This is a genomic window from Flavobacterium glycogeni (assembly GCF_048286775.1).
GTDB lineage: Bacteria > Bacteroidota > Bacteroidia > Flavobacteriales > Flavobacteriaceae > Flavobacterium.
Window position 1 is genome coordinate 21,336 of sequence record NZ_JBLVPV010000024.1, and the last position, 23,007, is coordinate 44,342.

Consider the following 23,007-nt stretch of genomic DNA (forward strand, 5'->3'; position numbering starts at 1 on the left):
CAGTTAATTTTTCAAGGTTTTTTTAATCAGAAATTAGATTGCAATTCTAAATGTAATATTCGTAGAAAAGTAGTTTTTACGAATGAGACAGTTAATGGTTAGCGTAATTATAGCGCTAACTTAATGTTGTATTTTTTTAAGCTCTCAAATGATTCTTTTGAGGTGTAATCAAACTCTTCTTCGTGTAGGTCTTTTTCCTTTTTTAGGGCTATTTGTTTGATGCAATTGCAAAAGCGACGTACTTCATTAAGATTGGACAGAATTAATCCGGGAACAAGCATGCTCTTGCCTTCTTTGTCTTTGGCGACCATAGTAAAATAGGAAGAGTTACAATGTTTGATTTTTCCCGTTTGAATGTTCTCGGCTTCTACACGAATACCAATAATCATCGAACTGTTACCTACATAATTGACACTTGCTTTCATTGTAACGAGTTCGCCTACTTCTATTGGTTTTAAGAAATTCACGGTATCTACTGAAGCGGTTACGCAATAATTTCCCGAAAATTTTGAAGCGCAGGCAAAAGCGATTTGATCCAATAAAGACAAAATATAACCTCCGTGTATCTTTCCGCTAAAATTAGTGTGTGACGGCAACATCAATTCTGAAATGCTGATATTAGAAGATGCGACGGTTTTAAAGGTACGGTTCATTTATTTTATTTTAAAAGGAGAGTTTACCATTTTTACGTCTGTGATAAAATAGCGCGTATCGCCCCACCAAGGAAATGTTCTGTAGCGTTCCACATAAGTTACCTGAACATATTTACCTTCCATATCTTTCAAATCAGTAATTACTTTTTCCTGATTGTCCATCACCGAAAAAGAGAAAATCTGTGCTCCGGAAATTCCTTGGCTTATTTCACCTTCCCAAGTTTTGAAAGCAACTCCTTTGCGGCTCACTTTTATTAATTCGCCAGAACGTACCCCTTCACTGTACGTGGCATTGTATAAAAAAGCGAAATAACCGGCAACTGACACTACAAGTATTGCGGTAATAACCATTAAAAATTTTCTCATTTTTTGTTTAGTTTAAAAGTTGATTTTCGTCTTTTTCTGCTCGATTTAATATGCTTTCCGGAAGTGCTTTTTTCGCTTTGGCTCCCATTTTTTTCAATTTTTCTACACTCACAATCAGGTTTCCTTTTCCTTCCACCAATTTGTTCATGGCACCGCTGTATTCAATTTTGCTTTCGTCTATTTTTTTACCAATTTTGATTAAATCAGCTACAAAACCCTCGAATTTATCATACAATGCACCAGCTTGTCGTGCAATTTCCAAAGCATTTTCCTGTTGCTTTTGGTTGGTCCACATGCTGTCAATCGTTCGTAAAGTAGCTAATAAAGTAGCTGGCGTAACAATGACAATGTTTTTCTCGAATGCTTTGTTGTACAAACTTGTATCCTCATTGAGCGCCATGGCAAAAGCGGGTTCAATTGGGATAAAAAGCAAAACGAAATCAGGACTTTCTATTTGATATAAATCGTGGTAATTTTTATTGCCCAATTGTTCTACGTGGCGTTTGATGGAATTGACATGTTCTTTTAAAAATCCAATTTTCATATCGTCATCTTCCTCATTGATGTATTTTTCATAAGCAGTCAAAGAAACTTTAGAATCGACAATCATCTTTTTGCCGTCTGGCAGATTGATGACAACGTCAGGAAAAACTCTATTTCCGTCTTCGGTAGTGAAAGCTTGTTGTACTTCATACTCACGGCCTTTCTCTAATCCTGATTTTTCAAGAACGCGTTCCAAAACCAATTCGCCCCAATTTCCCTGCATCTTGCTGTCGCCTTTCAAAGCTTTTGTCAAGTTGATGGTTTCCTTGCTCATTTGGATATTCATTTCTCGTAAGCCTATAATTTGTTGGCGCAAAGCCGCATGATAATCAATGCTTTCTTTGTGAGTATCTTCGACTTTCTTTTCGAACAAATGAATTTTATCCTGTAAAGGCGTCAAGATATTTTTAATGTTTTCCTTGTTCTGTTCCGTGAATTTAGTGGACTTTTCTTCTAATATTTTATTGGCGAGATTCTCAAATTCCTTGGTGAATTTTTCCTGTAATTTCTCCACTTCTTCTTTTTGTTCTTTGTTGCGTTCCCAAAGATTCTCAAAATCAACTTCCTTTTTAGAAAGCTGGATTGCCAGACTGTCTTTTTCGTTCCGAATGCTTTCTTTCTCAGTATTGGTGTTTTCTAATTGCTTTTCAAAAGTTGTTTTGTCAACAATAATCTGCTCTTTCAGTTGATTGAATTGAGAGGTAAAGGCAATGAGTTTTTCCTCTAAACTAATTTTTTCCGACTGGAATCGGGCAGAGAAAATGAGTTTGCCAATGAAAATACCAATGGCGAGCGCAACGATGAAAATCAATAAAAACGGAAGCATATTTGACATAGAATTTCTTTTTGTAAGTTTGTAAAAATAAACAAAAGTTTGCTGGTTTCCTTTCGGAAATCAAAATAGTATCTTAAGTTTTAGCATTCGTGGATTTGTAAATGTAGTTGTCAATTAATTTTTATACTTTAAAAAATATGCAGGATAAATCTTTAAAATGGAATTCTCGTTTTTTTGCAATTATAGCTATTGTCGGTTGGTTTGCTGTTGTATTGCAATTGTATCTTATCATTATCAATCGTGTGGCTTCGCTTCCGGAAACAATTGCTCGGTTTTTTAGTTTTTTCACCATTCAAACGAATATTTTGGTGGCAATATGTTTTACTTTTCTTTGGCTGAAGCCAAAATCCAAATGGGGTTTGTTTTTTTCGAAACCTAAAAATACAACAGCAATTACACTATATATCACCATTGTAGGACTTGTTTACAATGCGATTCTACGATTTTTATGGGCCCCAACGGGTTCTCAAAAAGTAGTGGATGAGTTGTTGCATTTGGTTATTCCACTATTGGTTTTGATATATTGGATTCTATTTGTTCCTAAAAAAACATTGGAATTCAAAGACATTTTTCCGTGGTTGATTTTTCCTTCGGTGTATTTGGTTTACACGTTAATTCGGGGTGCTTTTTTTAGTTTTTACCCGTATCCGTTTGTCGATGTGATTCTTTTGGGCTACAATACAGTATTGCTGAATAGCTTTTTTATGCTATTGGCTTTTCTTTTTTTTGGAACTTTACTGATTGGGATTGGGAAAATGAAACGAGTAAATTCAGAATCAAACGTTTCTACTGATAGTTGATTTTTTGAAATTAAATTAGTTTTAATCACGCCATAAAAAAAAGCCAGATTTCGTTGCTGAAATCTGGCTTTTTTTAACAAAATCAATTTTTATTCATCCAGTTTTATATTCCCTCGGTCTTCTTTATTGTCAGGATGCTCATTCGGATAACGGTTTGGAATAATATCCGAGTTGTGATCTTTATTTTCTACCATTTTTTTAGCTTGTTCTTCAGAAACATTCGCGGTATCAGAACTTAAATTTTTAGGAGTGCTATCCTCATTTTGTTTCAAAGTTCCGTCTATATTGCGTGCTCTTTGAACAATTTTTTGATTTCCATGTGCATCAGTTTCTACTTCTGCTTTCAAATGTGATACGTCGGAATTATAATCTTCAGGTAAGTTTTTACCGCTAAATCCTTCATTTGTATTTTGCTTATTGTTCGTTTTTTTTGAACTTAAATCGTTATTTTCCATGATGTTTAATTTTAATGATATAACATTAGCTATTATAATATTACGTCTTTTAAACGAGGTAATTTAATCATTTAACTTAGCTTTTGGTTTACACCAATAAATGTATCGCAACACTATTTTAAATCCAGCGAAAACAAAACTATCTTTGCACGCATAAATAATACAATAAAATGTCTCATTCTCACTTCATCATTCATAAACCTTACGGGTATTTGAGCCAGTTTATTTACGAATTAAAAAGAAAAAAGAAACTGTTGGGTGAATTATATGATTTCCCCAAAGGAACGATGGCTATAGGTCGTCTTGACGAAGATTCCGAAGGATTATTGCTATTGACCACGGATGGAATGATGAGCGAAATCATTCGAAGTAAAAAAGTCGACAAGGAATATTATGTCCAAGTCGATGGCGTTATCAATCAGGAAGCGATCGAGCAATTGCAAAAAGGAGTCGAAATAGGTTTTAATGGCACTAAATATAGCACTAAACCATGCAAAGCTTTTTTAATTAATGAAATTCCTGCTTTTGGCGCAAGAGGAAAAAAGATACGCGATGAACGTCACGGTCCAACTTCTTGGGCTTCGATTACAGTCAATGAAGGAAAGTTTCGCCAAGTCCGTAAAATGACGGCAGCGGTTGGTTTTCCCACGTTACGATTGGTTCGTGTTCGAATAGGAAACGTACACCTTAATGATTTACAGGCGGGAAAAGTTCTGGAAGTGTCTGATTTTACAGTCGATTCGAATGAGGAATAACAATAAAAAATAACAATAATTGCAATGTTAAACATCGTTTTAGTAGAACCTGAAATCCCAAATAATACCGGAAATATTGGCCGATTGTGCGTCGGTACCGAAAGCCGTTTACACTTAATTCATCCTTTTGGATTTGTAATCAATGATAAAAATTTGAAACGTTCCGGATTGGATTATTGGGTGCATCTTGATGTAACAGAATATCAGAATGTAGCCGAATGGAAAGCACAAATTCCTGATTTGTCCCGTGTTTTCCTGATGAGTTCCCATGCCGAAAAATCGTATTTGGAGAATGATTTTCAAGATGGTGACTGGTTGGTTTTTGGGAAAGAAAGTAAAGGCTTGAGTGAAGCTGTTTTAAACGAATTTCCCAATCACCTGACAATTCCGATGTCATCACTAATTAGAAGTTTTAATATCGCTAATTCTGTCGCTTTTGTTATTGGCGAAGCGAAGAGACAAATAACTAGTAAACTGTAAATTAGAAATAAGAAGTTGTAAAAAAGTAAGGCGTTATTGTGGTTGAAATTTCATATATTTGAGTAGGTCATTCTGGATTGAATTGTGTTTTTGCTCCATTAAAACGTACTTTTTATGATTGATAAAATTACTCTTAGAAGCACCATTTTTAAGCATTTAGATGGTCTGGTTACTGCTCCCGTAGCGTATGTTTTGCATGAAAAAGGAGTGCTGTCCTATATTCTCGATAGAAAAGAAGTCACGCTTACGGAACTTACGGAACAGTTTAAAGCTAATGAAGGCTATCTCAATGTGGGCTTGCGTGTTTTGTGTTCGCAAGGATTCTTGGATTATCATATCAATACCACTACGGACCAAATTAAATTCAGCATGAACGATAAAAGTGCGATTGCATTTTCAATGTTCTATTTGTATGAAGATGTGCTTGATTTACTGCATTTCTCGATGCAATTTCGCACGCGATTATTAGACGATTTTCCATTTGTTCGATTGGGTTTAATTTTCGATTTGTACGCAACTAATTATGGAATTTCATTTTCGAATGATACGCTGACCAATGAAATTCAACATCAGATTTTAATGCATATTGAAGGTTCTTTGGTTGGACCAATATTAGTGCGGTTGGGCATGAGTGGAATGTTTCATAAGTATTTTATGGAAATTTCCTTCCGTCCCGAAGAATTTCATAAGTCCCCCGAAAATTTCAAAATCATATTGAATTTCTTTGTTGATTTAGGTTGGTTTACCCAAAAAAAAGGCAATTATCAGTTTACGGAAAAAGGGTTGTTTTTCGCAAAAAGAGCAGCAGCTTACGGGGTGACGGTTTCCTATTTGCCTACGTTCAGTAAAATGGAGGATTTGCTTTTTGGTAACCCAAATATCCTTCGAACGGTTGCCGAAGGCGAAGATGAAATTCATGTGGATCGAGAAATGAATGTTTGGGGAAGCGGAGGTGCACACGACACGTATTTTAAAGTCGTGGATGAAATTATTATCAAATTATTTAACTTACCAATAGCAGATCAGCCCAAAGGAATTCTTGACATGGGTTGCGGCAATGGAGCGTTTCTGGAGCATATTTTTGATGTTATTGAAAGACAAACGCTGCGTGGAAAAATGCTGGATGATTATCCTTTATTCCTTGTGGGTGCCGATTATAATCAGGCGGCATTGAAAGTAACCCGAGCCAATTTAATCAAAGCCGATATTTGGGCCAAAGTAATTTGGGGAGATATTGGTCGTCCTGATTTGTTAGCTGATGATTTATTGGAAAATTACAACATTGATTTGAAAGATTTGTTGAATGTGAGAACCTTTCTCGATCATAACCGAATTTGGGAAATGCCGAAACAGATCACCAAAGACAGAGTCAGTCATTCAACAGGAGCATTTGCGCACAGAGGAGAGCGAATCAGTAATAATCTGGTTGAGGATAATCTATTGGAACATTTTAATAAATGGTCTCCGTATGTTCGAAAATTTGGATTATTAATGATTGAATTGCATACGATTGCTCCAAATTTGACTGCTGCTAATTTGGGAAAAACAGCTGCAACAGCTTATGATGCCACACACGGTTTTTCGGATCAATATATAGTCGAGATTTCTGTTTTACACAAAATAGCTGCTGAAGCGGGATTGTATCCGGATACTAATTTTTTCAGGAGATTTCCAGATGCTGCTATTGCAACTGTAAGTGTTAATTTGTTGAAAGGAGTTTGAGAAGTGTTCAGTTTCCAGTTTAAAAAAACTTTGCGCCTTAGTGTCTTCGTGGTAAAAAAAAAACAGTTTTTTTGTAGTAAGCAGACCAATTAAACAATCAAAAATTTCCCCTTTTCGCTATCAAAAATAATATGTTCATCTTTGAATAAGGTATTAAAACTTCCTTTGGTAATCAAATTGCACGGCTCATCCTGAACTACGGTTTCTGGCGTCATGATAATCATTTCATCACTCAATTGTATCGCCATATCGATATCGTGAGTAGAAAAAAGGATGCATTTTCCAGTTTCGTGCGTTAATTTTTTGAGTAATTTGAAAAGGGACACTTTGTGTAATAAATCCAAATGGGTTGTGGGTTCATCTAGAATAATTAACGGAGTATCTTGTGCCAAAGCACGTGCAATAAGGACTTTTTGCAATTGTCCGTCACTTATTTCATAATGTTTTTTAGTAGCTAAATGACTGATTTGTGTCAATGACATTGCTTCGTTAACTTTAACAATATCAATATCAGACAAAGTTCCTATCCAATTGGTATAGGGCTGTCTGCCCAACGCCACTAACTCAAAAACGGTTAGATTGCTTGGCGGTAATTTTTCGGTAAGAACAATACTTAAATTTTGAGCTAACTCTAATGGGTTGTAGGAAGTAAGTTTCTTATCATTCAAAAAAACATCTCCGTACAACGGTTTTTGAATTCCAGTTATTGTTCGCAATAAAGTCGATTTTCCAATTCCATTTGCCCCAATTAAAGCAATAAGTTTTCCTTCTCGCAAATTCAAGTTGAGGTTTTCGGCAATAGGTATCTCCGAGTTTTTGATTTTATAACCAATGCTTAAATGCGATGTTGTAAGTATGTTTTTTTTGTTGCTCATTTTTTCTTGAGTTAAACGTTAGAAGTTGAGTGTTAGATGTGATGAAACGTTTAACGCTTAACTTCTAACTTTTTAAAAAACTGAAAACTGCGACTGTCCCGATAACTATCGGGAACTGAATACTAAAATCATCCCATCATTTTCCTCTTCCGTACTAAAAGCCAAACCACGATGGGAGCACCAAATATAGAAGTTACAGCATTGATAGGCAAAGTAATTTCCATGCCCGGCATTTGTGAAATAGCATCACAAATAAGCATTATTGCAGCTCCTAAAAGTAATGTACTCCAATACAATACGGAATGGTCACTGGTTTTAAATATCAATTTTGCTATATGGGGAACTGCCAAACCAACAAAGGCAATTGGGCCTGCATAAGCGGTAATGCTGCCTGCTAAAATACTCGTTGCAAAAATGATAATCAGGCGTGCTTTTGTGAAATTCAGACCTAAACTGCGGGCGTAGTTTTCACCCAAAAGTAAAGCATTCAATGATTTGATACTAAAAATGCTCAAAAACAAGCCAATTCCCACGCAAACGGATAAAATGAGGATTGATGTCCAAGACAAATTCCCAAGGTTTCCCAAAGACCAAAAAGTGAATTTCTGCAATTGTTCCGCGGAGCTGAAATAGGTTAGTACACCCACAATCGCACTGGTAAAACTGCCAAACATCAAGCCCACAATTAAGATTGCCATTGTATCACGCAAACGCTGCGAAACTAATAAAACCAATAACAAAACAGCAGTACTTCCTAATGTAGATGCCAAAACTATTCCGTAGGAAGATAACAAAATTGTACTTAAAAATGACGGTAACAAACTAGCGCTCAATATAACAAATGCAACGCCCAAACTTGCCCCAGAACTCAGTCCTAAAACATCAGGCCCTGCCAATGGGTTTCTAAACAAGGTTTGCATTAACAAACCACTTATCGATAATCCCATTCCTACTAAAACAGCAGTGATAGCCTTGGGTAAGCGATAGTTGATAATGATATATTCCCAAGTGGATTTACTCGCCTGACCGCCCGTTAAACTGGTGTAGATTTCTTTAAAAGGAATCGTAATGGAACCAAGACTAATGTTTACAAAAAACAAAAAAATAAGCCCTAAAGTAAGCAATAAAAATAGAATCGTATTTCGTTTTTGGTGAGGCAATTTGTTCTTATTTAGCTATTAATGATTGTTGTTTAGAAGTTTGTTTAAGGTAACTTTAGTTACTTGCAAAAAACACACTAACAGATTCGGTTTTGCTCCCTCTCTTCGGTAGGAGAGCGGAATTTAATTTAGTTTTTGTGCAAAAGTAAAAGTATAATTTGGAAGCAATTCGGGATGGAAGATTTTAATATAATCCTTCAAAACCAAATCAGGTCGGCTTGGTGCTAACTCATAATAAATGGTACCGCCTTTTGCACCTGTTTTGCCTTCAAAAGTGTAAATGTTCTTTTTTGCAAAAGCATCAAACTGACTGTAATGTGGATTACTGTTTGCTAATTCTGTTATGCTTTTAAATGAACCTGTAGCAATCCAATATTGGGCGGTTTTTGCTTTGTCTAATATTTTCTCAAAAGACAATCCCAGACTTCCGGTTCCTTCAACATTCGACCAAAGATAATTGGCTTTTGCATCTTTCATGAATTGTGCTACCCAGCTATTTCCTTTGGCAACAAACCATTGATCCTGATACATCGAACCATATAATACAGTTGATTCCGGTTTTTTATTTGAAACTAATTTTAAGGCCTCATTGTAGTTCTTTACAATGGTATCAAAAAGTATTGTGGCTTCTTTTTCTTTACCAAATAATGCACCATACAGTTTTAACCATTCAGCTTTTCCAAGAGGGGATTGTTCCATCCAATCGCCTTGTATCATTACTTTTAAACCGCTTTTTTGTAAATTTTCAATCATTGGATTGTTATTGTCTATGCCAAAAGTCACGATAAGATCAGGAGCCAAATCAATGAGTTGTTCCATGTTTAATTTTTCATTTTGACCCACGTTTTTAACGGAACCATTGTCGATTAATTGTCGTGTTTTCTCTGAAGATACATAATCGGTATGTGGAAAACCAACCAGCGATTTTTCGACGCTTAGCATCTCCAGAAAAGGAATATTTGTAGTTGAAGTAACCACAATCGATTGCAGGGGAACTTGAACGGTAGTGTATTTTTGCAGACTGTCCGGAACGATACTGTTTCTTTCTTTTAGTATATAAGTAAAGTTTTTATTGGCGTCAGGCCAAGGGTTAATCACCTTTACAACTGAATACCCGTCGTACTTATAAATAGAAAGTCCCGAGGCATATTCGATTGCATTTTTTGAATTAGTACTTTCTTTTACGTTTAGGTTTTCGCTTTTTTTACATCCGATGAAAGTTGAAAAAGAGAAAACAAAAAGGATTAATTTAAAGGAGAATTTCATGATTTAATTTTTTGATAGCAACAAAGGTATACCAAATTTATAAAATTTCTTGTTTATTTTTAGTGGTAAAAAATTGGACAAATACTATCTTTACGAAATGAATAGCATTAAAGTCAAAAACTGTTCTACTTGCGGAACTCCTTTTAATTGTGGGGACACACCTGAAGGAAGTAAATGCTGGTGCAACAATTTTCCGCCCATTTTTACTCCGTCAGAAGTGGTGGATTGTCTCTGTTCCAGTTGCTTTACAACTGCTTGCTCCATTAAAATTGACGAGTACGTAGCTATATTATCTTCTGAAACTGCAACGGATAATAAAGCCAAAGATTTACCCAAAACGAGTAATCTCATGGAAGGAATCGACTATTATTTGGAGAACGGGAATTATGTTTTTAAAGAGTGGTTTCATTTAAAGAGAGGGCATTGTTGTACTAATGGCTGCCGTCATTGTCCGTATGGATTTAAAAAATAAGTGTTATGGAGAATCTTTCAAATATTCTGATTTATCAAACTGAAGATGGGGTTACCAAGATAGAAACTCGTCTTCAAGAGGAAACGGTATGGCTGACTCAAGCTCAACTTTGTGAACTTTTTCAAAAATCAAAATCAACGATTAGCGAGCATGTAAAAAATATTTTTGATGAAGGTGAGTTAGACGGAAAAGCAGTTGTTCGGAATTTCCGAACAACTGCTTCTGATGGTAAAAATTATGATACTGCTTTTTATAATTTAGACGTTATTATTTCCGTTGGTTATCGTGTGAAATCACATCGTGGAACTCAGTTCCGTATTTGGGCAACGCAACGATTGCGAGAATATATCGTAAAAGGCTTTACGATGAATGATGAAATGCTAAAGCAAGTGGGTGGAGGTAATTATTTTGATGAATTATTAGCCCGTATTCGTGATATTCGTTCTTCCGAAAAAGTGTTTTGGAGAAAAGTATTGGATATTTATGCAACGAGTATTGATTATGATGCTAAAACCGAAAGTTCGCTACTTTTTTTTAAAACTATTCAAAATAAAATGCACTGGGCAGCTCACGGACAAACTGCCGCCGAGGTAATTTATAGTCGGATTGATGCGAGAACACTTAATCTTGGATTAACCCATTTTAAAGGAGAAAAACCTACTTTGCAAGATGTTGAAATAGCTAAAAATTATCTCAACGAGCAAGAATTGAATATCTTGAACAGGACTGTATCGGCATATTTGGAATTAGCAGAATTACAAGCTTTAAACCAAAAGCCAATGTATATGAAGGATTGGGTCGAGCGATTGGATTCTTTTTTGAAAATGACAGGACAAGAAATCCTCTCTCATTCTGGTAAAATAAGCCATCAAGAAGCCATAGAAAAAGCGAATAAAGAATACAATAAGTATAAAGAACTAACGAAAAATCAATTGTCTCAAGTAGAAAAGGATTTTATAAAACAAATTGAAGCTACCGAAAAAAAGCTCAAGAAAGGGGGAAATTAGAAAATGAGTCAATTGGCCAACGTAAAATAGAAAAAATTATACTTAAAGGAACATCAAGATTAACAGATAATGATAGAAAACTTACCAATCTATATTCCAATAACTTTTGCACTGACCACTGTAGCGACTTTGCTGTTTTTTTATTGGATAATTAAGAATTCAAATTCTGAAATTATAAGAAAAAAAGCGAATGTTATTTTATTTGGTTTGATAATTTGGTTGGCTATCCAAGCGGTTTTAACATTCAATAATTTTTACAATTCTGATGCCAATTCATTTCCTCCAAAAATTATGTTGTTTGGCGTTTGGCCTTTGATTCTTGTTATTATATTCTCGTTTGTAACAAAAAAAGGACGGCAATTTATAGACAGCTTACCTTTGGTAAACATCACTTATCTAAATATTGTGAGAATTCCGGCTGAAGTAGTTTTGTTTTGGTTATTTCTGAATAAAGCAATTCCAGAATTAATGACTTTCGAAGGTAGAAACTTTGATATTGTAGCAGGAATTACAGCCCCTTTTATTGCTTATTTTGGATTTAAGAAAGGAACGTTAAATCGGAATTTTATTTTAATTTGGAATTTTATCAGCCTTGGACTTTTAATGAATATTGTAATAAGCGCAGTGTTATCAATACCGTCACCAATACAGAAAATTGCATTTGATCAACCAAACATTGCTGTTTTAAATTTTCCATTTAGCTGGTTACCCACTTTTATAGTTCCAATTGTTTTATTCGGTCATTTGGTATCCATTAGACAACTCATGAAAAATAAATTTGAAAATTAAAAAATGAACGAAATAGACAATTCGTGTTTAAAAAAATAAAAATGATATATTTAATAACAGGGGGAGAACGTTCCGGGAAAAGCAGTTATGCCGAAAATTTAGCAAAAGAATTATCGGATAAACCAATGTATGTGGCAACAGCGAGAAAATGGGATGATGATTTCCAAAAGAGAATTGATCGCCATCAAAAAGATCGTGACGAACGATGGATAAATATCGAAAAAGAAAAACACTTGAGCGAAATTGATTTTTCGGGAAAAGTAGCAATTGTCGATTGTGTTACACTCTGGTTAACAAACTTTTTTGTAGATACTAAAAATGATGTTGCCTTGTGTTTGGAACAGGCTAAAGCAGAATTTGACGCTATTGCCAATCAGGAAAATGCAACTATTATTATTGTAACCAATGAAATAGGGATGGGCATTCATGCCGAAACACATGTTGGTAGAAAATTTACCGAACTGCAAGGCTGGATGAACCAATATATAGCTAAAAATGCCGATACTGTTGTGCTTATGGTTTCTGGAATTCCTGTAACGATAAAAGAAAAAAGATGAATTTTGTAACTTCTTGGAGTGGCGGAAAAGACAGTTGTTATGCAATGATGCAAGCAGTTCAGCAAGGATTTATTCCTAAAGTGCTACTTAATATGATGAATGAAAACGGAAAAGTATCCCGTTCTCACGGATTACCTTTGTCTATTTTGAATCAGCAAGCACAAAAAATGGGATTGCCTTTGGAAGGAATTCCTGCGACTTGGGGTGATTATGAAGCCAAATTTATTGCTGTTTTGAAAATGCTAAAAGCCAAGTATGATTTGGAAGCAACCGTTTTTGGGGATATTGATTTACAACCACATAAAGATTGGGAGGACAAAGTATGCGAGGCGGCTTCACTAAAAGCAATTTTGCCTTTGTGGCAACAAGACCGAATCGTTTTGCTGAACCAAATGATTGAAAACGGCATCAAAACCATGATTGTTTCTTGCAATACGCAAATGGGCGAAAGTTATTTAGGTAAAATTTTGACCGAAGAATTAGCACAGGAATTGCTTAAAAAAGGGATTGATCCCTGTGGTGAAAATGGCGAGTTTCATACGTTGGTAATTAATTGTCCGTTGTTTTCGGAAGCGATTGAATTACCTGAATTTGCAACCAAAACCTATAACGAGTATTGTTTTGTTGTTTGGGAAGAATAACTTTTCAATAACAAAAAAAAGCAATGTCAATATCAATTTCAAAAATCAATTTCAAAACATTGTTTTTTAAATTGATTTTTGCAATTGCCATTGAATTTTGCCATTGCCATTGATATTGACATTGGAATTGACTTTTGCCATTGAAATTGAAAATTTTTTAATTTAAAAATATGACTCATTTAGATGATATTATAAGATCCCGTCGCGACACCCGTCATTTTACCAATGATGAAGTGCCTGATGCGGTTATTCAAAAAGCATTGCAGGCGGGACATTGGGCACCTTCTGTGGGTTTGACCGATGCTACAAAATACTATCTGATCAAGTCGACCGAAATTAAAAAGGCGATCAAGGAGTTGTTTTTAGATTACGATAAAAAAGCAGTAAAGCTAACCGATAATGAACAACAAAAAGCACAATATTTAGCCCTAAAACTAGAAGCAATTGAGGAAGCGCCACTCGGATTAGTGATTTGTTATGATCGTTCGGTATTGAATAGTTTTACCATTGGAACAGTTGGTAGTAATGAAGCAATAAAATTCAGTTCGGTTTGTGCGGCACAAAATATTTGGCTTTCACTAACGGAACAAGGCTATTCTATGGGTTGGGTTTCCATTTTGAATTATTATCAGTTCAAGCAATTATTGGGTTTACCCGAAAATATCGAGCCTTTGGGTTATTTCTGTGTAGGCAAACCCGCTAGCAATTACGATAACCAACCGATGTTACAACAATTGAATTGGAAACAAAAACAGGACGTTCCTTTTATAGAAGAAATAACCGTTTTACACGAAAGTAAAATCGAAAATATAAATTTTGAAAATCAAGATAAAACAGGTTTTTCTTCCGATTTATCTGAAGCATTGCAATACAAAATAGATAATAAAACCAAGCCGACTGGTTCTTTAGGAATATTAGAAGTTTTAGCCAAGCAAATAGGCGAGGTGTTTCAAACTTTGGAACCGAAAATAATTCAGCCCAATATTGTTGTTTTTGCTGCCGATCACGGAATTGCGAATCACGGCGTAAGTGCTTATCCGCAAGATGTTACTCGGCAGATGGTAACCAATTTCCTTGAAGGAGGTGCCGCAATTAATGTGTTTTGCAAACAAAATAACATCCAATTATCAATTGTAGATGCGGGTGTGAATTATGATTTCCCCATGAATGCCAGTTTGATTTCGGCTAAAATGGGAAAAGGAACACACTCTTTTTTGCACGGTGCCGCAATGAGTAAAACGGAATTGGAATTGTGTTTTGCCAAAGGAAGTGAAATTGTTGCAACCGTTGCAAAAACAGGAAGTAATTGTATTGGTTTTGGTGAAATGGGTATCGGGAATACATCTACAGCTTCTGTTTTAATGAGTATTATTTTAGAATTACCAATAGAAGATTGCGTAGGAAAAGGCACTGGTGTAACAGATGAAAAGTTACAATTCAAAATCGAAATTTTAAGAAAATCGATTGAAGATTATAAAGGGGATGCCAATTTGGACAGTAAATTAGCTTATTTTGGGGGATTCGAAATCATGGAAATGGCGGGTGGAATGTTGCGAGCCAAAGAAAGAAATATGCTTATCCTTGTTGATGGATTTATTTGCAGTGTCGCTTTTTTGATAGCGTATAAAAAAAATCCAAGCATTATCACAAACGCTATTTTTTGCCATAGCTCGGCAGAACAAGGACATCAAAAAATAGTAGATTATCTAAAAGTTCGTCCTGTATTACAACTCGATTTGCGATTGGGAGAAGGAACGGGTTGTGCTGTGGCATTTCCTATTATCCAATCGGCAGTGGCATTCTTGAATGATATGGCGAGTTTTGAATCCGCTGGGGTTAGTGGTCGATAAACGTATTATACCCGATTGTAGAGACGCACTGTAGAGAGGCACTTCAGTGCCTCTCTACGACAAGACCAAAATAAAATCAACAAAATTTAATTCCAAAAATGAAAAAAGAACTCCATATATTTTTTACTGCATTGATGTTTTATACCCGAATTCCATGTCCTAAAAATATCGACCACAATCCTGATTATTTAAACAAAGCTTCCCGTTATTTTCCAATTATCGGTTGGATTGTAGGTAGTGTGGCGTTTGGAGTATATTGTGTTTTTAATTATTTAGTTGCTCCTGAAATTGCCATAATCCTCTCGATGATTGCTTCGGTTTTAGTTACCGGAGCTTTTCATGAAGATGGTTTTGCTGATGTTTGTGATGGTTTTGGAGGTGGCTGGACCAAAGAAAAAATATTGACAATTATGAAAGACAGCGCGATCGGTGCTTATGGAGCGATTGGTATAGTGCTGTTGTTTTTACTTAAATTTCAAGGCTTGACTCAATTAATTAATGGCTCAGATAATCCTAAATTTATAATTTATAATTCACAATTTATAATTCTAATGTTGCTTGTTTCAGCGCATTCCATCAGTCGATTAGCTGCTGTTTCTGTTGTTTTTACACATCAATATTCGCGGGAAGATGCTTCTAGCAAAAGCAAACCTATCGCACAAAGTTATTCATGGAGAGAAGTGGTTGGCGCCTTTTTTTTCGGATTGGTACCACTTGTCGTGTTGTCCTATTTTCAATGGCAAATGCTGTTGGTTTTAATCCCTGTTTTTCTGACTCGATTTTTTTTAGCGCGTTATTTTCAGAAATGGATTGATGGGTATACCGGGGATTGTTTGGGTGCGACCCAGCAGGTTTGCGAGGTAGTATTTTATATATCAGTTATTGCATTATGGAAGTTTATTTAGTACGCCACACAGAAACGGTTTGTGAAAAAGGAATTTGTTATGGACAATCGGATGTAGGTTTGTTGGAGTCTTATGATGCTGTTTTTCAGTCTATTCTGAGTCAATTACCTCAAGATGCAATGTTGTATTCCAGTCCTTTGGAACGCTGTGTGCTTTTGGCAAATTATATAAAAGACAATTCAGAAATCGTGGCCGTAAATCAAGATTTCCGTTTAATGGAAATGAATTTTGGCGATTGGGAAATGAAAAATTGGGATGTAATCCCACCGGATGATTTTACACCTTGGATGACTGATTTTGTAAATGTTCGCGTACCCAATGGAGAATCATTTACGGATTTACATGATCGAGTAATTGATTTTATGAATAGTGAACTTCAGGCAACCAGTTCAAAACCAGTAATCATTGTTGCGCATGCAGGAGTGATACGAAGTTTTTTATGTAAAATTTCGGATTTACCGCTTAAAGAAGCTTTTCAGAATAAAGTCGATTTTGGTTCGGTTATCCAAGTTTCAATTTAAAATTAACTAATTTAAAATATTGCAAATTAGCTGATTGCATTTTTTGTAAATTACAAAATTGCCTCATTTTTTTAAAAATTTGCAAAAATCATATTTTATAGATTACTTTTGCAACCGTATTGAGGTTGTGCATTTGCTTTTTGCAAAACACATTAAAAGGGAATTAGGTTCAAAACCTAAGCTGTTCCCGCAACTGTAAGCGTTTATCCCGATAGCTATCGGGACTTGTTGTTATCTACAAACCACTGTTCTAAAATTAGAATGGGAAGGTAAACAACAAGACGCAAGCCAGGAGACCTGCCTTTTACTTAATAAATATCAAACTTTCGGGAAAAAAAGTTTAGAAATTATGACTGTAAAAAAGCTAATTGTTTTCTGTTTTGTTTTAGTGTGCCAATTTATTTCGGCGCAAAACGATTCTATTACTAACTTGAAAGAAGTTATAGTTTCAGATGCTAATTTGTTGAAAAATAACAAATCACAGTCTATTTTGGTGCTTAATGATTCTGTCATTAATAAAAACCAATCTTCCCTTACCAATTTACTAAATTACAACAGCGTTATTTATTTTAAAGAATATGGTCGTGGCATGTTATCTACGGTTTCTTTTAGAGGAACAACAGCATCGCAAACAGCCGTTATTTGGAATGGAATCAATATCAATTCCCAACTCAATGGCAGCACCGATTTTAATACTATCAGTGCCGGAAATTTTAATTCCATCAGTGTGAAAGCAGGGGGAGGAAGCGTGAGTTATGGCAGTGGCGCTATAGGTGGAACAGTGCATTTAAACAATGATCTGGTTTTTAAGAATCAGTTTACTAATGACTTGCGAGTTGATTATGGTAGTTTTAATACTTTTGGAGCCAATTATAAAATAGCAGTCTCAAATGCAAAATGGAGTACCCAAATTGGATTTTTCCAAAATAGTTCAGATAATGATTATCTCTATTTAGACCAATACACATGGAAAGGAGAGCAGCGGAAAAACTTAAATGGAGAATATTCTGGAATGAATTTGTTTGCTAATCTTGGGTATAAAATTAATGCAAATAATATCCTTAAGTTTTATAGCCAAACTTCGAATACAGACAGGCATCTTTCATTGGTTTCCGAATCCGACTCAAAGACAAAATACATCAATAGTTTTAGTAGAAATCTATTAGAATATTCTGGTACGCATAAACAATGGGACACCAATTTTAAAACCGCTTATGTTTTTGAAAATTACCAGTATTTTGATAATATAGAAAAAAATAATTTCAGTTACGGGAGATCAGAATCTTTGATTACAAAATTAGATTTGGGGTATCAATTAATAAAGTCAATTAAGATTAATGGAATTGTAGATTACAACCAGACTAAAGGATATGGTACTAGTTTTGGCAGTAATGTGAGACAAATTGGTTCGGTTGCTTTGCAGGCAAGACAGCAGTTTAATGAGAAATGGCAAAACGAATTGGGTATTCGCAAAGAAATCAGTACGGATTATAAGAGTCCATTTTTATTTTCATTGGGTTCTTCTTATATCTTCAGCAAATTTTATAATCTAAAAATAAACCTTTCCAGAAATTTCCGAATTCCAACTTTTAATGATTTGTATTGGGAATCAGGAGGAAACCCAGATTTAAAACCCGAAAGTTCGTATCAAGCTGAGGTAGGAAATGTTTTTTCTTATAAAAAAATCTCTTTGACCCAAACTTTGTATTTTAATAAAATAAACGACTTGATTCGCTGGGTACCTGGTACGGGCAATGATTGGACCCCTCAAAATACTGACAGAGTTAATACTTACGGGACAGAAACTTTATTAGGATGGACAAATAATTTTGGAAAACATTATTGGAATGTAAATGGTACTTACGCCTATACGATTTCAAAAAATGTAGATACAGACAAACAGCTTTTTTTTGTGCCGTATCATAAATTAACAGGTTCGGTTGCTTATTCTTATCGAAAACTTTCGGCAAATTATCAATTTTTATACAATGGGTTTGTTTATACCAGATCCGATAATGATCCCAAAGAAACAATAGAAGCGTATCAGGTCTCTAATATTGGGATCGATTATGATTTTTCTCTTTTAAATTCCTCTAAACTGGGCTTCCAAGTTTTGAATTTATGGAATGAAAAATACCAAAGTCTAGAAGATAGACCCATGCCAGGCAGAAATTTTAATATATATATAATCCTTAAATTTTAATAGTTATGAAGTTCAATAAGTTATTTTTTGTTGCTCTAGTGAGCGTTTCGGTATTCGTTTCATGTACTAATGATAACGATGAAGTGATAGATTTGGGAGAGTACAACCAAGGAGTTTTGGTCTTGAATGAAGGTGGTTCCGGTCAAGGTTCTGTATCATATATCAGCAATGATTTATCAATTTTTACGCAAGATGTTTATGGAACTGTAAACGGTAGCGACTTGTTTGGAAAATTTACACAGTCTATCTTCTTTGATGGGGATAAAGCCTATATCATTTCAGGTGGTTCTAATAAAATTACGGTAGTTAATAGACATACATTCAAATTAATTGCCAAAATAGAAACAGGCCTTGAAAAACCAAGATATGGTGTTGTAAAAGATGGTAAAGCTTATGTTACCAATGCTAACACATATGCTGCTTGGGGTGCGCCAGCTACAGCAGTTGGCTATACAGATGATTATATAGCAGTTATCAATTTAACTACTAATTTGGTTGAGTCTAAGATTGAATTAAATGCAACGGCTAATAGAATAGTTTTAGAAAATGGTAAATTATACATTTCGGAGCCTTATTCAAATGATAAATTGCTTGTGGTTAATCCAGCTACTAAAACTCTTGAAACTCCTATAAATGTTGGTTCTGATGCCGATTCAATGGAAGCAAAAGATGGTGTCTTATATGTATTGAGAAGCCCTTATGGAGTAGCCAGTGAAATTGTAAAAATAAAATTATCGGATAAAAGTTTGAGTAAAATTGCTTTTCCAGCTGCATTACAAAATGCTAAAAATTTAGATATCTACGAGAATAGAATTTTTTATACTGCTGGAACATCTGTTTATGCTGCAAATATTACTGCTACAGAAGCTTCGGCTACTGCACTGTTTAGCTATACTTCAGCATCTGCTTACGGAAAAATGTATGGATTTGCAGTAAGAAATAATCATATCTTTATTGCTGATGGGGGTGATTTTTCTGCAAATAGTAAGGCTTATGTTTATTCTTTATCAGGAACTTTAGAAAAAGAATTTACAGTAGGCGTTGGTCCAAACGGATTTTATTTTAATGAATAATTTTTAGAATTCTACATAACGAAAAAGGCTTTCATCACTGGAGGCCACTGAAAAACTACCTATAAATAAAAAGGCTTAAACTTTAAATCAGTTTAAGCCTTTCTCTTTGTTATATTTTTGAATTAAACGTTTTCAATCTTAATTAAGCGATTCTCAGAGCGTTTATTTCATTTTTTCATCATGATTTTGTCTCCATTTTTTCTATGAGGACTTTTTCAGTGGCCTCCATCACTGAAAGCCTTTTTTTGTATATCTGCTATTTTTATTATTTCATTTCCGTTATGAATTAATCAAAAACAGATTAAGTATTTTTGTAGCTGCCGACAATATTTTAGATAAAGATTTTGTTGAGAAAAATGGTTACAGCACCAGAGGCAGAAACTTTAAGGCAGGTTTGAATATCTTGTTCTAAAAAAATAAAATCGCATAGGTTGAAATGAAAAAATCCCGCTTCAAGTTTTTGGAGCGGGATTTTTCGTTTGCAGTATAGATTTAGAATCTTCTTATTTCAAAGTATTTCTAAAACCTTCAGGTACTTTGTCAATATGCATTTGATTTTGCCCATTCATGGATTTTGAATCTGTAAAGTATTTAAAATCTTCTCTTTGACTTTGTCTTATCATTCTGGCGTTTCCTGTTATTTTTCCGATAGCGGCACTCAATAAAGGTTCAGTTGTACTGCCAAGAACGCCGTATGTATTTACGTGCTCAATTAGTTTAAAAGTAGGTTCCAATCCACCTAGATAGTCTCCAAAACCAACCGAATTCACGGTGTTGGCGACAATGGGCTGCATAGCATAGCGGTGATTTGGATTTCTTTTGACTGCTCCAAAACTAGGAGAATCGTATAAGGTTATAGAGGCTACATTTTTCCCATAGGTTAGGCCGCCTATTTGTACAACGGGTATATAGGGCTTCAGTCCGTTTATAATTAGCTCACTCGCTGATGCGGTACTTTTTGAAGTCAAGATATAAACCGTGGTCCTGTTGAGGCTGTTGATTGGTGTGGCATCTATTTTATCAGGGAAAAGGTAATTAGTGTTGTTGTCACTATTTTTTTTATTCCATTCTAGTTTAGCGAATACTTTTCCTGTAAATGTGCCAGTTATCATACTTGCTAATCGTGTAGAAGTAAGAACTGAGCCGCCTCCGTTATAACGTAAATCAAGAACTAAGTCAGTTATTCCTTCTGATTTTAGGTAACCAAAAGCCTCATTCAATTGATTGTCGTAATTGGAGTAAAAGCCATTGTACATCAAATACCCTATTTTATGAGTCCCATTGACTATTACTTTATTTATAAAAATTGGATTTTCGTCTAAAATTGTTTTGGTCAGTGAAACTGCTTTTCCGTTAGGGGTAAATATTGGGGCATTATTTGAATCATAAGTAAGAGTAGCAAAATTTAAGGTGTAACTTTCGGTTGCTCCATACAATAGGCTTTGGTAATTACTCACCGTAAGTTGTGTTCCGTTTACACCATAAAAAATGTCTCCACGCTTAATGTCTTTTGGAAAGGCATCTGATTTTGGAAGAATATAACGTACATAACCAACTACTTCATTGCTGTTGTCTGATTTACGTCTTAGCTCAAAATCAACTCCATTATTTTTAGTTGTTCCTTGAAGCGATTTTTCCAATTCTAGATAATCGTCTACAATCCAACTGAATCTATCTTTGGGTTTAAACAATAAAGCATCAAATAAATCTTCAGGAACTGGATATCCGGATAGAAACGTATTTAATTCGGTTTGGTCTGCAAAGCGGTCATCCCCTAAATTAGGAACATCGGCTTGCCATAAGTAGTATTGGTTGAGTCCACTCCAAATAAAATCTTGAATTTCTAAACTGGCCGGCGGTGCAATATCATCATTGTCTTGACAGCTTTGGAAAGTGAAAACGGCTATAAATAATAAAAGTGTAAATTTGAAACTTGTTCTCATGTGTTGATTTTAATATAATTAACGTAAAAATACAAACTTTAGTTTTATTTTATGTTTTTTGTTACAAAAATAAAAATGAATCGTCTTCACTATATAACCAGTTTAAAACCTATTTTTTTATGAACCAAAATGAGTTTGTGCTACTCGTAACTCCTTTTAAAGACAAAGTCTTTAGGCTGGCTAAGCGATTGCTCGTAAGTACAGAGGAAGCCGAAGACGCTACTCAGGAAGTTTTGGTGAAATTATGGAGTAAAAATGGAAATTTATCGGGGTACAGCAGCGTAGAAGCATTTGCAATGACAATGACAAAAAATTATTGTTTGGACCAGCTAAAATCGAAAAGAACCGGAAATCTCAAAATTGTTCATACAAATTATGTAGATAAAGAACCGGGTCTGGAGAAGAAAATGGAAGATTTGGACAGTTTGAATTGGGTTGGGAAAATAATGGATAAATTACCAGTTCAACAAAGATTGATAATTCAAATGCGGGATATTGAACAATATGAATTTGAAGAAATCGCAAAAATACTCGATATGAATGAGAGCGCGATTCGGGTGGCGCTTTCAAGAGCAAGGAAAACGATACGGGATTATATGACAGAAACACACAATTATGGAATCAGTTAAGATAGAAAATTTATTAGAAAAATACTTTCAGGGAGAAACCAGTATTGATGAAGAAAATGAATTACGTAATTATTTTTCTTCACTGGATGTTGCGCAGCATTTAGAACAATACAAACCCATATTTGGGTATTTCTCTCTTGCGGCAACGCATCAGTTTACGCCAAAAATTCCACCACAATCTAAAAAACGTAATGTTGCGTGGATATCAATTGCGGCTTCGGTTGTTGTTTTGCTGGGAATAGGAACCTATGCTTATTATAGTGCTGATGTTGTGAATAAAAGTCAAGATTTAGGAACGTATGACGATCCTGAAGAGGCTTTCAGAGCAACTCAAAAAGCATTGTCATTATTATCAGATAATGTAAATGTTGGCATAGAAAGTGTACAGTATATTCAAGAATATCAAACCACAAAAGACAAAATATTCATTAATGCTAAAAAACAGTCCGGTGGTTCTTAATTGCCTTGAGTAAACAGTAAAAAACAAAAAAATAATAATTTTAAACC

Annotated in this window: 25 protein-coding genes and 1 riboswitch; of the genes, 16 read left to right on the forward strand and 9 right to left on the reverse strand. The window is 34.9% G+C overall.

Annotation, left to right across the window (positions count from 1 at the left end):
• Positions 1–107: 107 nt before the first annotated feature.
• From ACNQGX_RS15390 to ACNQGX_RS15400, 3 genes are read right to left on the reverse strand one after another with little or no spacing between them, the layout of a single operon-like run.
• Positions 108–653, reverse strand: a complete 546-nt coding sequence (locus ACNQGX_RS15390) for an acyl-CoA thioesterase (RefSeq protein WP_417977706.1) — start codon at positions 651–653, stop codon at positions 108–110.
• Positions 654–1,019 (reverse strand): 6-phosphogluconate dehydrogenase, encoded by a 366-nt coding sequence (locus tag ACNQGX_RS15395; RefSeq protein WP_417977708.1) that lies wholly within the window; start codon positions 1,017–1,019, stop codon positions 654–656. It abuts the gene before it with no gap.
• Between the two features lie 7 nt (positions 1,020–1,026).
• Complete coding sequence (locus tag ACNQGX_RS15400; RefSeq protein WP_417977709.1) at positions 1,027–2,397, reverse strand: DNA recombination protein RmuC; 1,371 nt, start codon at positions 2,395–2,397, stop codon at positions 1,027–1,029.
• A 137-nt stretch (positions 2,398–2,534) separates the two neighbouring features.
• Here ACNQGX_RS15400 and ACNQGX_RS15405 point away from each other — a divergent pair, with 137 nt between their 5' ends.
• Positions 2,535–3,197, forward strand: a complete 663-nt coding sequence (locus tag ACNQGX_RS15405; RefSeq protein ID WP_417977711.1) for a Pr6Pr family membrane protein — start codon at positions 2,535–2,537, stop codon at positions 3,195–3,197.
• A gap of 89 nt (positions 3,198–3,286) precedes the next feature.
• Here ACNQGX_RS15405 and ACNQGX_RS15410 read toward each other — a convergent pair whose 3' ends face one another.
• Positions 3,287–3,652, reverse strand: coding sequence for a hypothetical protein (locus tag ACNQGX_RS15410; RefSeq protein ID WP_417977713.1), 366 nt, complete (start codon positions 3,650–3,652; stop codon positions 3,287–3,289).
• A gap of 170 nt (positions 3,653–3,822) precedes the next feature.
• On the opposite strand from ACNQGX_RS15410, the gene ACNQGX_RS15415 reads away from it, so the two are divergent.
• From ACNQGX_RS15415 to ACNQGX_RS15425, 3 genes are all read left to right on the forward strand, one after another.
• Complete coding sequence (locus ACNQGX_RS15415) at positions 3,823–4,407, forward strand: pseudouridine synthase (protein WP_417977715.1); 585 nt, start codon at positions 3,823–3,825, stop codon at positions 4,405–4,407.
• Positions 4,408–4,431: 24 nt separating this feature from the next.
• The gene (locus tag ACNQGX_RS15420) at positions 4,432–4,887 is read left to right on the forward strand and encodes a tRNA (cytidine(34)-2'-O)-methyltransferase (protein ID WP_417977717.1); all 456 of its coding nucleotides are present in this window, start codon (positions 4,432–4,434) and stop codon (positions 4,885–4,887) included.
• Between the two features lie 114 nt (positions 4,888–5,001).
• Positions 5,002–6,609: a class I SAM-dependent methyltransferase gene (locus ACNQGX_RS15425; RefSeq protein ID WP_417977719.1), complete on the forward strand. Its 1,608-nt coding sequence runs from the start codon at positions 5,002–5,004 to the stop codon at positions 6,607–6,609.
• A gap of 89 nt (positions 6,610–6,698) precedes the next feature.
• Here the strand turns inward: ACNQGX_RS15425 and ACNQGX_RS15430 are convergent, their stop codons facing one another.
• The 4 genes from ACNQGX_RS15430 to ACNQGX_RS15445 all read right to left on the reverse strand — a co-directional run bounded on the left by ACNQGX_RS15430 (position 6,699) and on the right by ACNQGX_RS15445 (position 10,261).
• Positions 6,699–7,484, reverse strand: a complete 786-nt coding sequence (locus ACNQGX_RS15430) for an ABC transporter ATP-binding protein (RefSeq protein WP_417977721.1) — start codon at positions 7,482–7,484, stop codon at positions 6,699–6,701.
• A gap of 128 nt (positions 7,485–7,612) precedes the next feature.
• On the reverse strand, positions 7,613–8,644 hold the full coding sequence (locus ACNQGX_RS15435) for an iron chelate uptake ABC transporter family permease subunit (RefSeq protein WP_417977723.1): 1,032 nt from the start codon (positions 8,642–8,644) through the stop codon (positions 7,613–7,615).
• Between the two features lie 123 nt (positions 8,645–8,767).
• The gene (locus ACNQGX_RS15440; protein ID WP_417977725.1) at positions 8,768–9,910 is read right to left on the reverse strand and encodes an ABC transporter substrate-binding protein; all 1,143 of its coding nucleotides are present in this window, start codon (positions 9,908–9,910) and stop codon (positions 8,768–8,770) included.
• Positions 9,911–10,000: 90 nt separating this feature from the next.
• Entirely contained in the window at positions 10,001–10,261 is a 261-nt protein-coding gene (locus ACNQGX_RS15445; RefSeq protein ID WP_417977727.1) for a hypothetical protein, read from the reverse strand.
• Here ACNQGX_RS15445 and ACNQGX_RS15450 point away from each other — a divergent pair.
• From ACNQGX_RS15450 to ACNQGX_RS15495, 10 genes are all read left to right on the forward strand, one after another.
• Entirely contained in the window at positions 10,260–10,382 is a 123-nt protein-coding gene (locus ACNQGX_RS15450) for a DUF5522 domain-containing protein (protein ID WP_417977729.1), read from the forward strand. The two genes, ACNQGX_RS15445 and ACNQGX_RS15450, sit on opposite strands and share 2 nt — an antisense overlap.
• Before the next feature lie 5 nt (positions 10,383–10,387).
• On the forward strand, positions 10,388–11,389 hold the full coding sequence (locus ACNQGX_RS15455) for a virulence RhuM family protein (protein WP_417977731.1): 1,002 nt from the start codon (positions 10,388–10,390) through the stop codon (positions 11,387–11,389).
• 69 nt (positions 11,390–11,458) lie between these two features.
• The gene (locus ACNQGX_RS15460; protein WP_417977733.1) at positions 11,459–12,178 is read left to right on the forward strand and encodes a hypothetical protein; all 720 of its coding nucleotides are present in this window, start codon (positions 11,459–11,461) and stop codon (positions 12,176–12,178) included.
• Positions 12,179–12,219: 41 nt separating this feature from the next.
• Positions 12,220–12,735, forward strand: a complete 516-nt coding sequence (gene cobU / locus ACNQGX_RS15465; RefSeq protein ID WP_417977735.1) for a bifunctional adenosylcobinamide kinase/adenosylcobinamide-phosphate guanylyltransferase — start codon at positions 12,220–12,222, stop codon at positions 12,733–12,735.
• Complete coding sequence (locus tag ACNQGX_RS15470) at positions 12,732–13,376, forward strand: Dph6-related ATP pyrophosphatase (RefSeq protein WP_417977737.1); 645 nt, start codon at positions 12,732–12,734, stop codon at positions 13,374–13,376. The genes cobU and ACNQGX_RS15470 overlap by 4 nt, the downstream gene beginning before the upstream one ends.
• Before the next feature lie 170 nt (positions 13,377–13,546).
• Entirely contained in the window at positions 13,547–15,226 is a 1,680-nt protein-coding gene (gene cobT / locus ACNQGX_RS15475) for a nicotinate-nucleotide--dimethylbenzimidazole phosphoribosyltransferase (RefSeq protein ID WP_417977739.1), read from the forward strand.
• Between the two features lie 98 nt (positions 15,227–15,324).
• Complete coding sequence (locus ACNQGX_RS15480; protein ID WP_417977740.1) at positions 15,325–16,131, forward strand: adenosylcobinamide-GDP ribazoletransferase; 807 nt, start codon at positions 15,325–15,327, stop codon at positions 16,129–16,131.
• Positions 16,116–16,652, forward strand: coding sequence for an alpha-ribazole phosphatase (gene cobC, locus ACNQGX_RS15485; protein ID WP_417977742.1), 537 nt, complete (start codon positions 16,116–16,118; stop codon positions 16,650–16,652). Before ACNQGX_RS15480 ends, cobC begins: the two co-directional genes overlap by 16 nt.
• Positions 16,653–16,757: 105 nt before the next feature.
• Positions 16,758–16,971, forward strand: a riboswitch (cobalamin riboswitch).
• A 30-nt stretch (positions 16,972–17,001) separates the two neighbouring features.
• Positions 17,002–18,855: a TonB-dependent receptor plug domain-containing protein gene (locus ACNQGX_RS15490; RefSeq protein ID WP_417977744.1), complete on the forward strand. Its 1,854-nt coding sequence runs from the start codon at positions 17,002–17,004 to the stop codon at positions 18,853–18,855.
• 5 nt (positions 18,856–18,860) lie between these two features.
• On the forward strand, positions 18,861–19,928 hold the full coding sequence (locus tag ACNQGX_RS15495; protein ID WP_417977746.1) for a YncE family protein: 1,068 nt from the start codon (positions 18,861–18,863) through the stop codon (positions 19,926–19,928).
• Positions 19,929–20,431: 503 nt separating this feature from the next.
• On the opposite strand, the gene ACNQGX_RS15500 is transcribed toward ACNQGX_RS15495, so the two are convergent.
• Positions 20,432–21,871 (reverse strand): S41 family peptidase, encoded by a 1,440-nt coding sequence (locus ACNQGX_RS15500; protein WP_417977748.1) that lies wholly within the window; start codon positions 21,869–21,871, stop codon positions 20,432–20,434.
• 119 nt (positions 21,872–21,990) lie between these two features.
• Between ACNQGX_RS15500 and ACNQGX_RS15505 the strand changes: the two genes are divergently transcribed.
• Positions 21,991–22,500: an RNA polymerase sigma factor gene (locus ACNQGX_RS15505; protein WP_131917365.1), complete on the forward strand. Its 510-nt coding sequence runs from the start codon at positions 21,991–21,993 to the stop codon at positions 22,498–22,500.
• Positions 22,487–22,960 carry a hypothetical protein gene (locus ACNQGX_RS15510; protein WP_417977751.1) on the forward strand — a complete coding sequence of 158 codons (474 nt, stop codon included), beginning with the start codon at positions 22,487–22,489 and terminating at the stop codon, positions 22,958–22,960. Before ACNQGX_RS15505 ends, ACNQGX_RS15510 begins: the two co-directional genes overlap by 14 nt.
• The last annotated feature ends 47 nt before the right edge of the window (positions 22,961–23,007 follow it).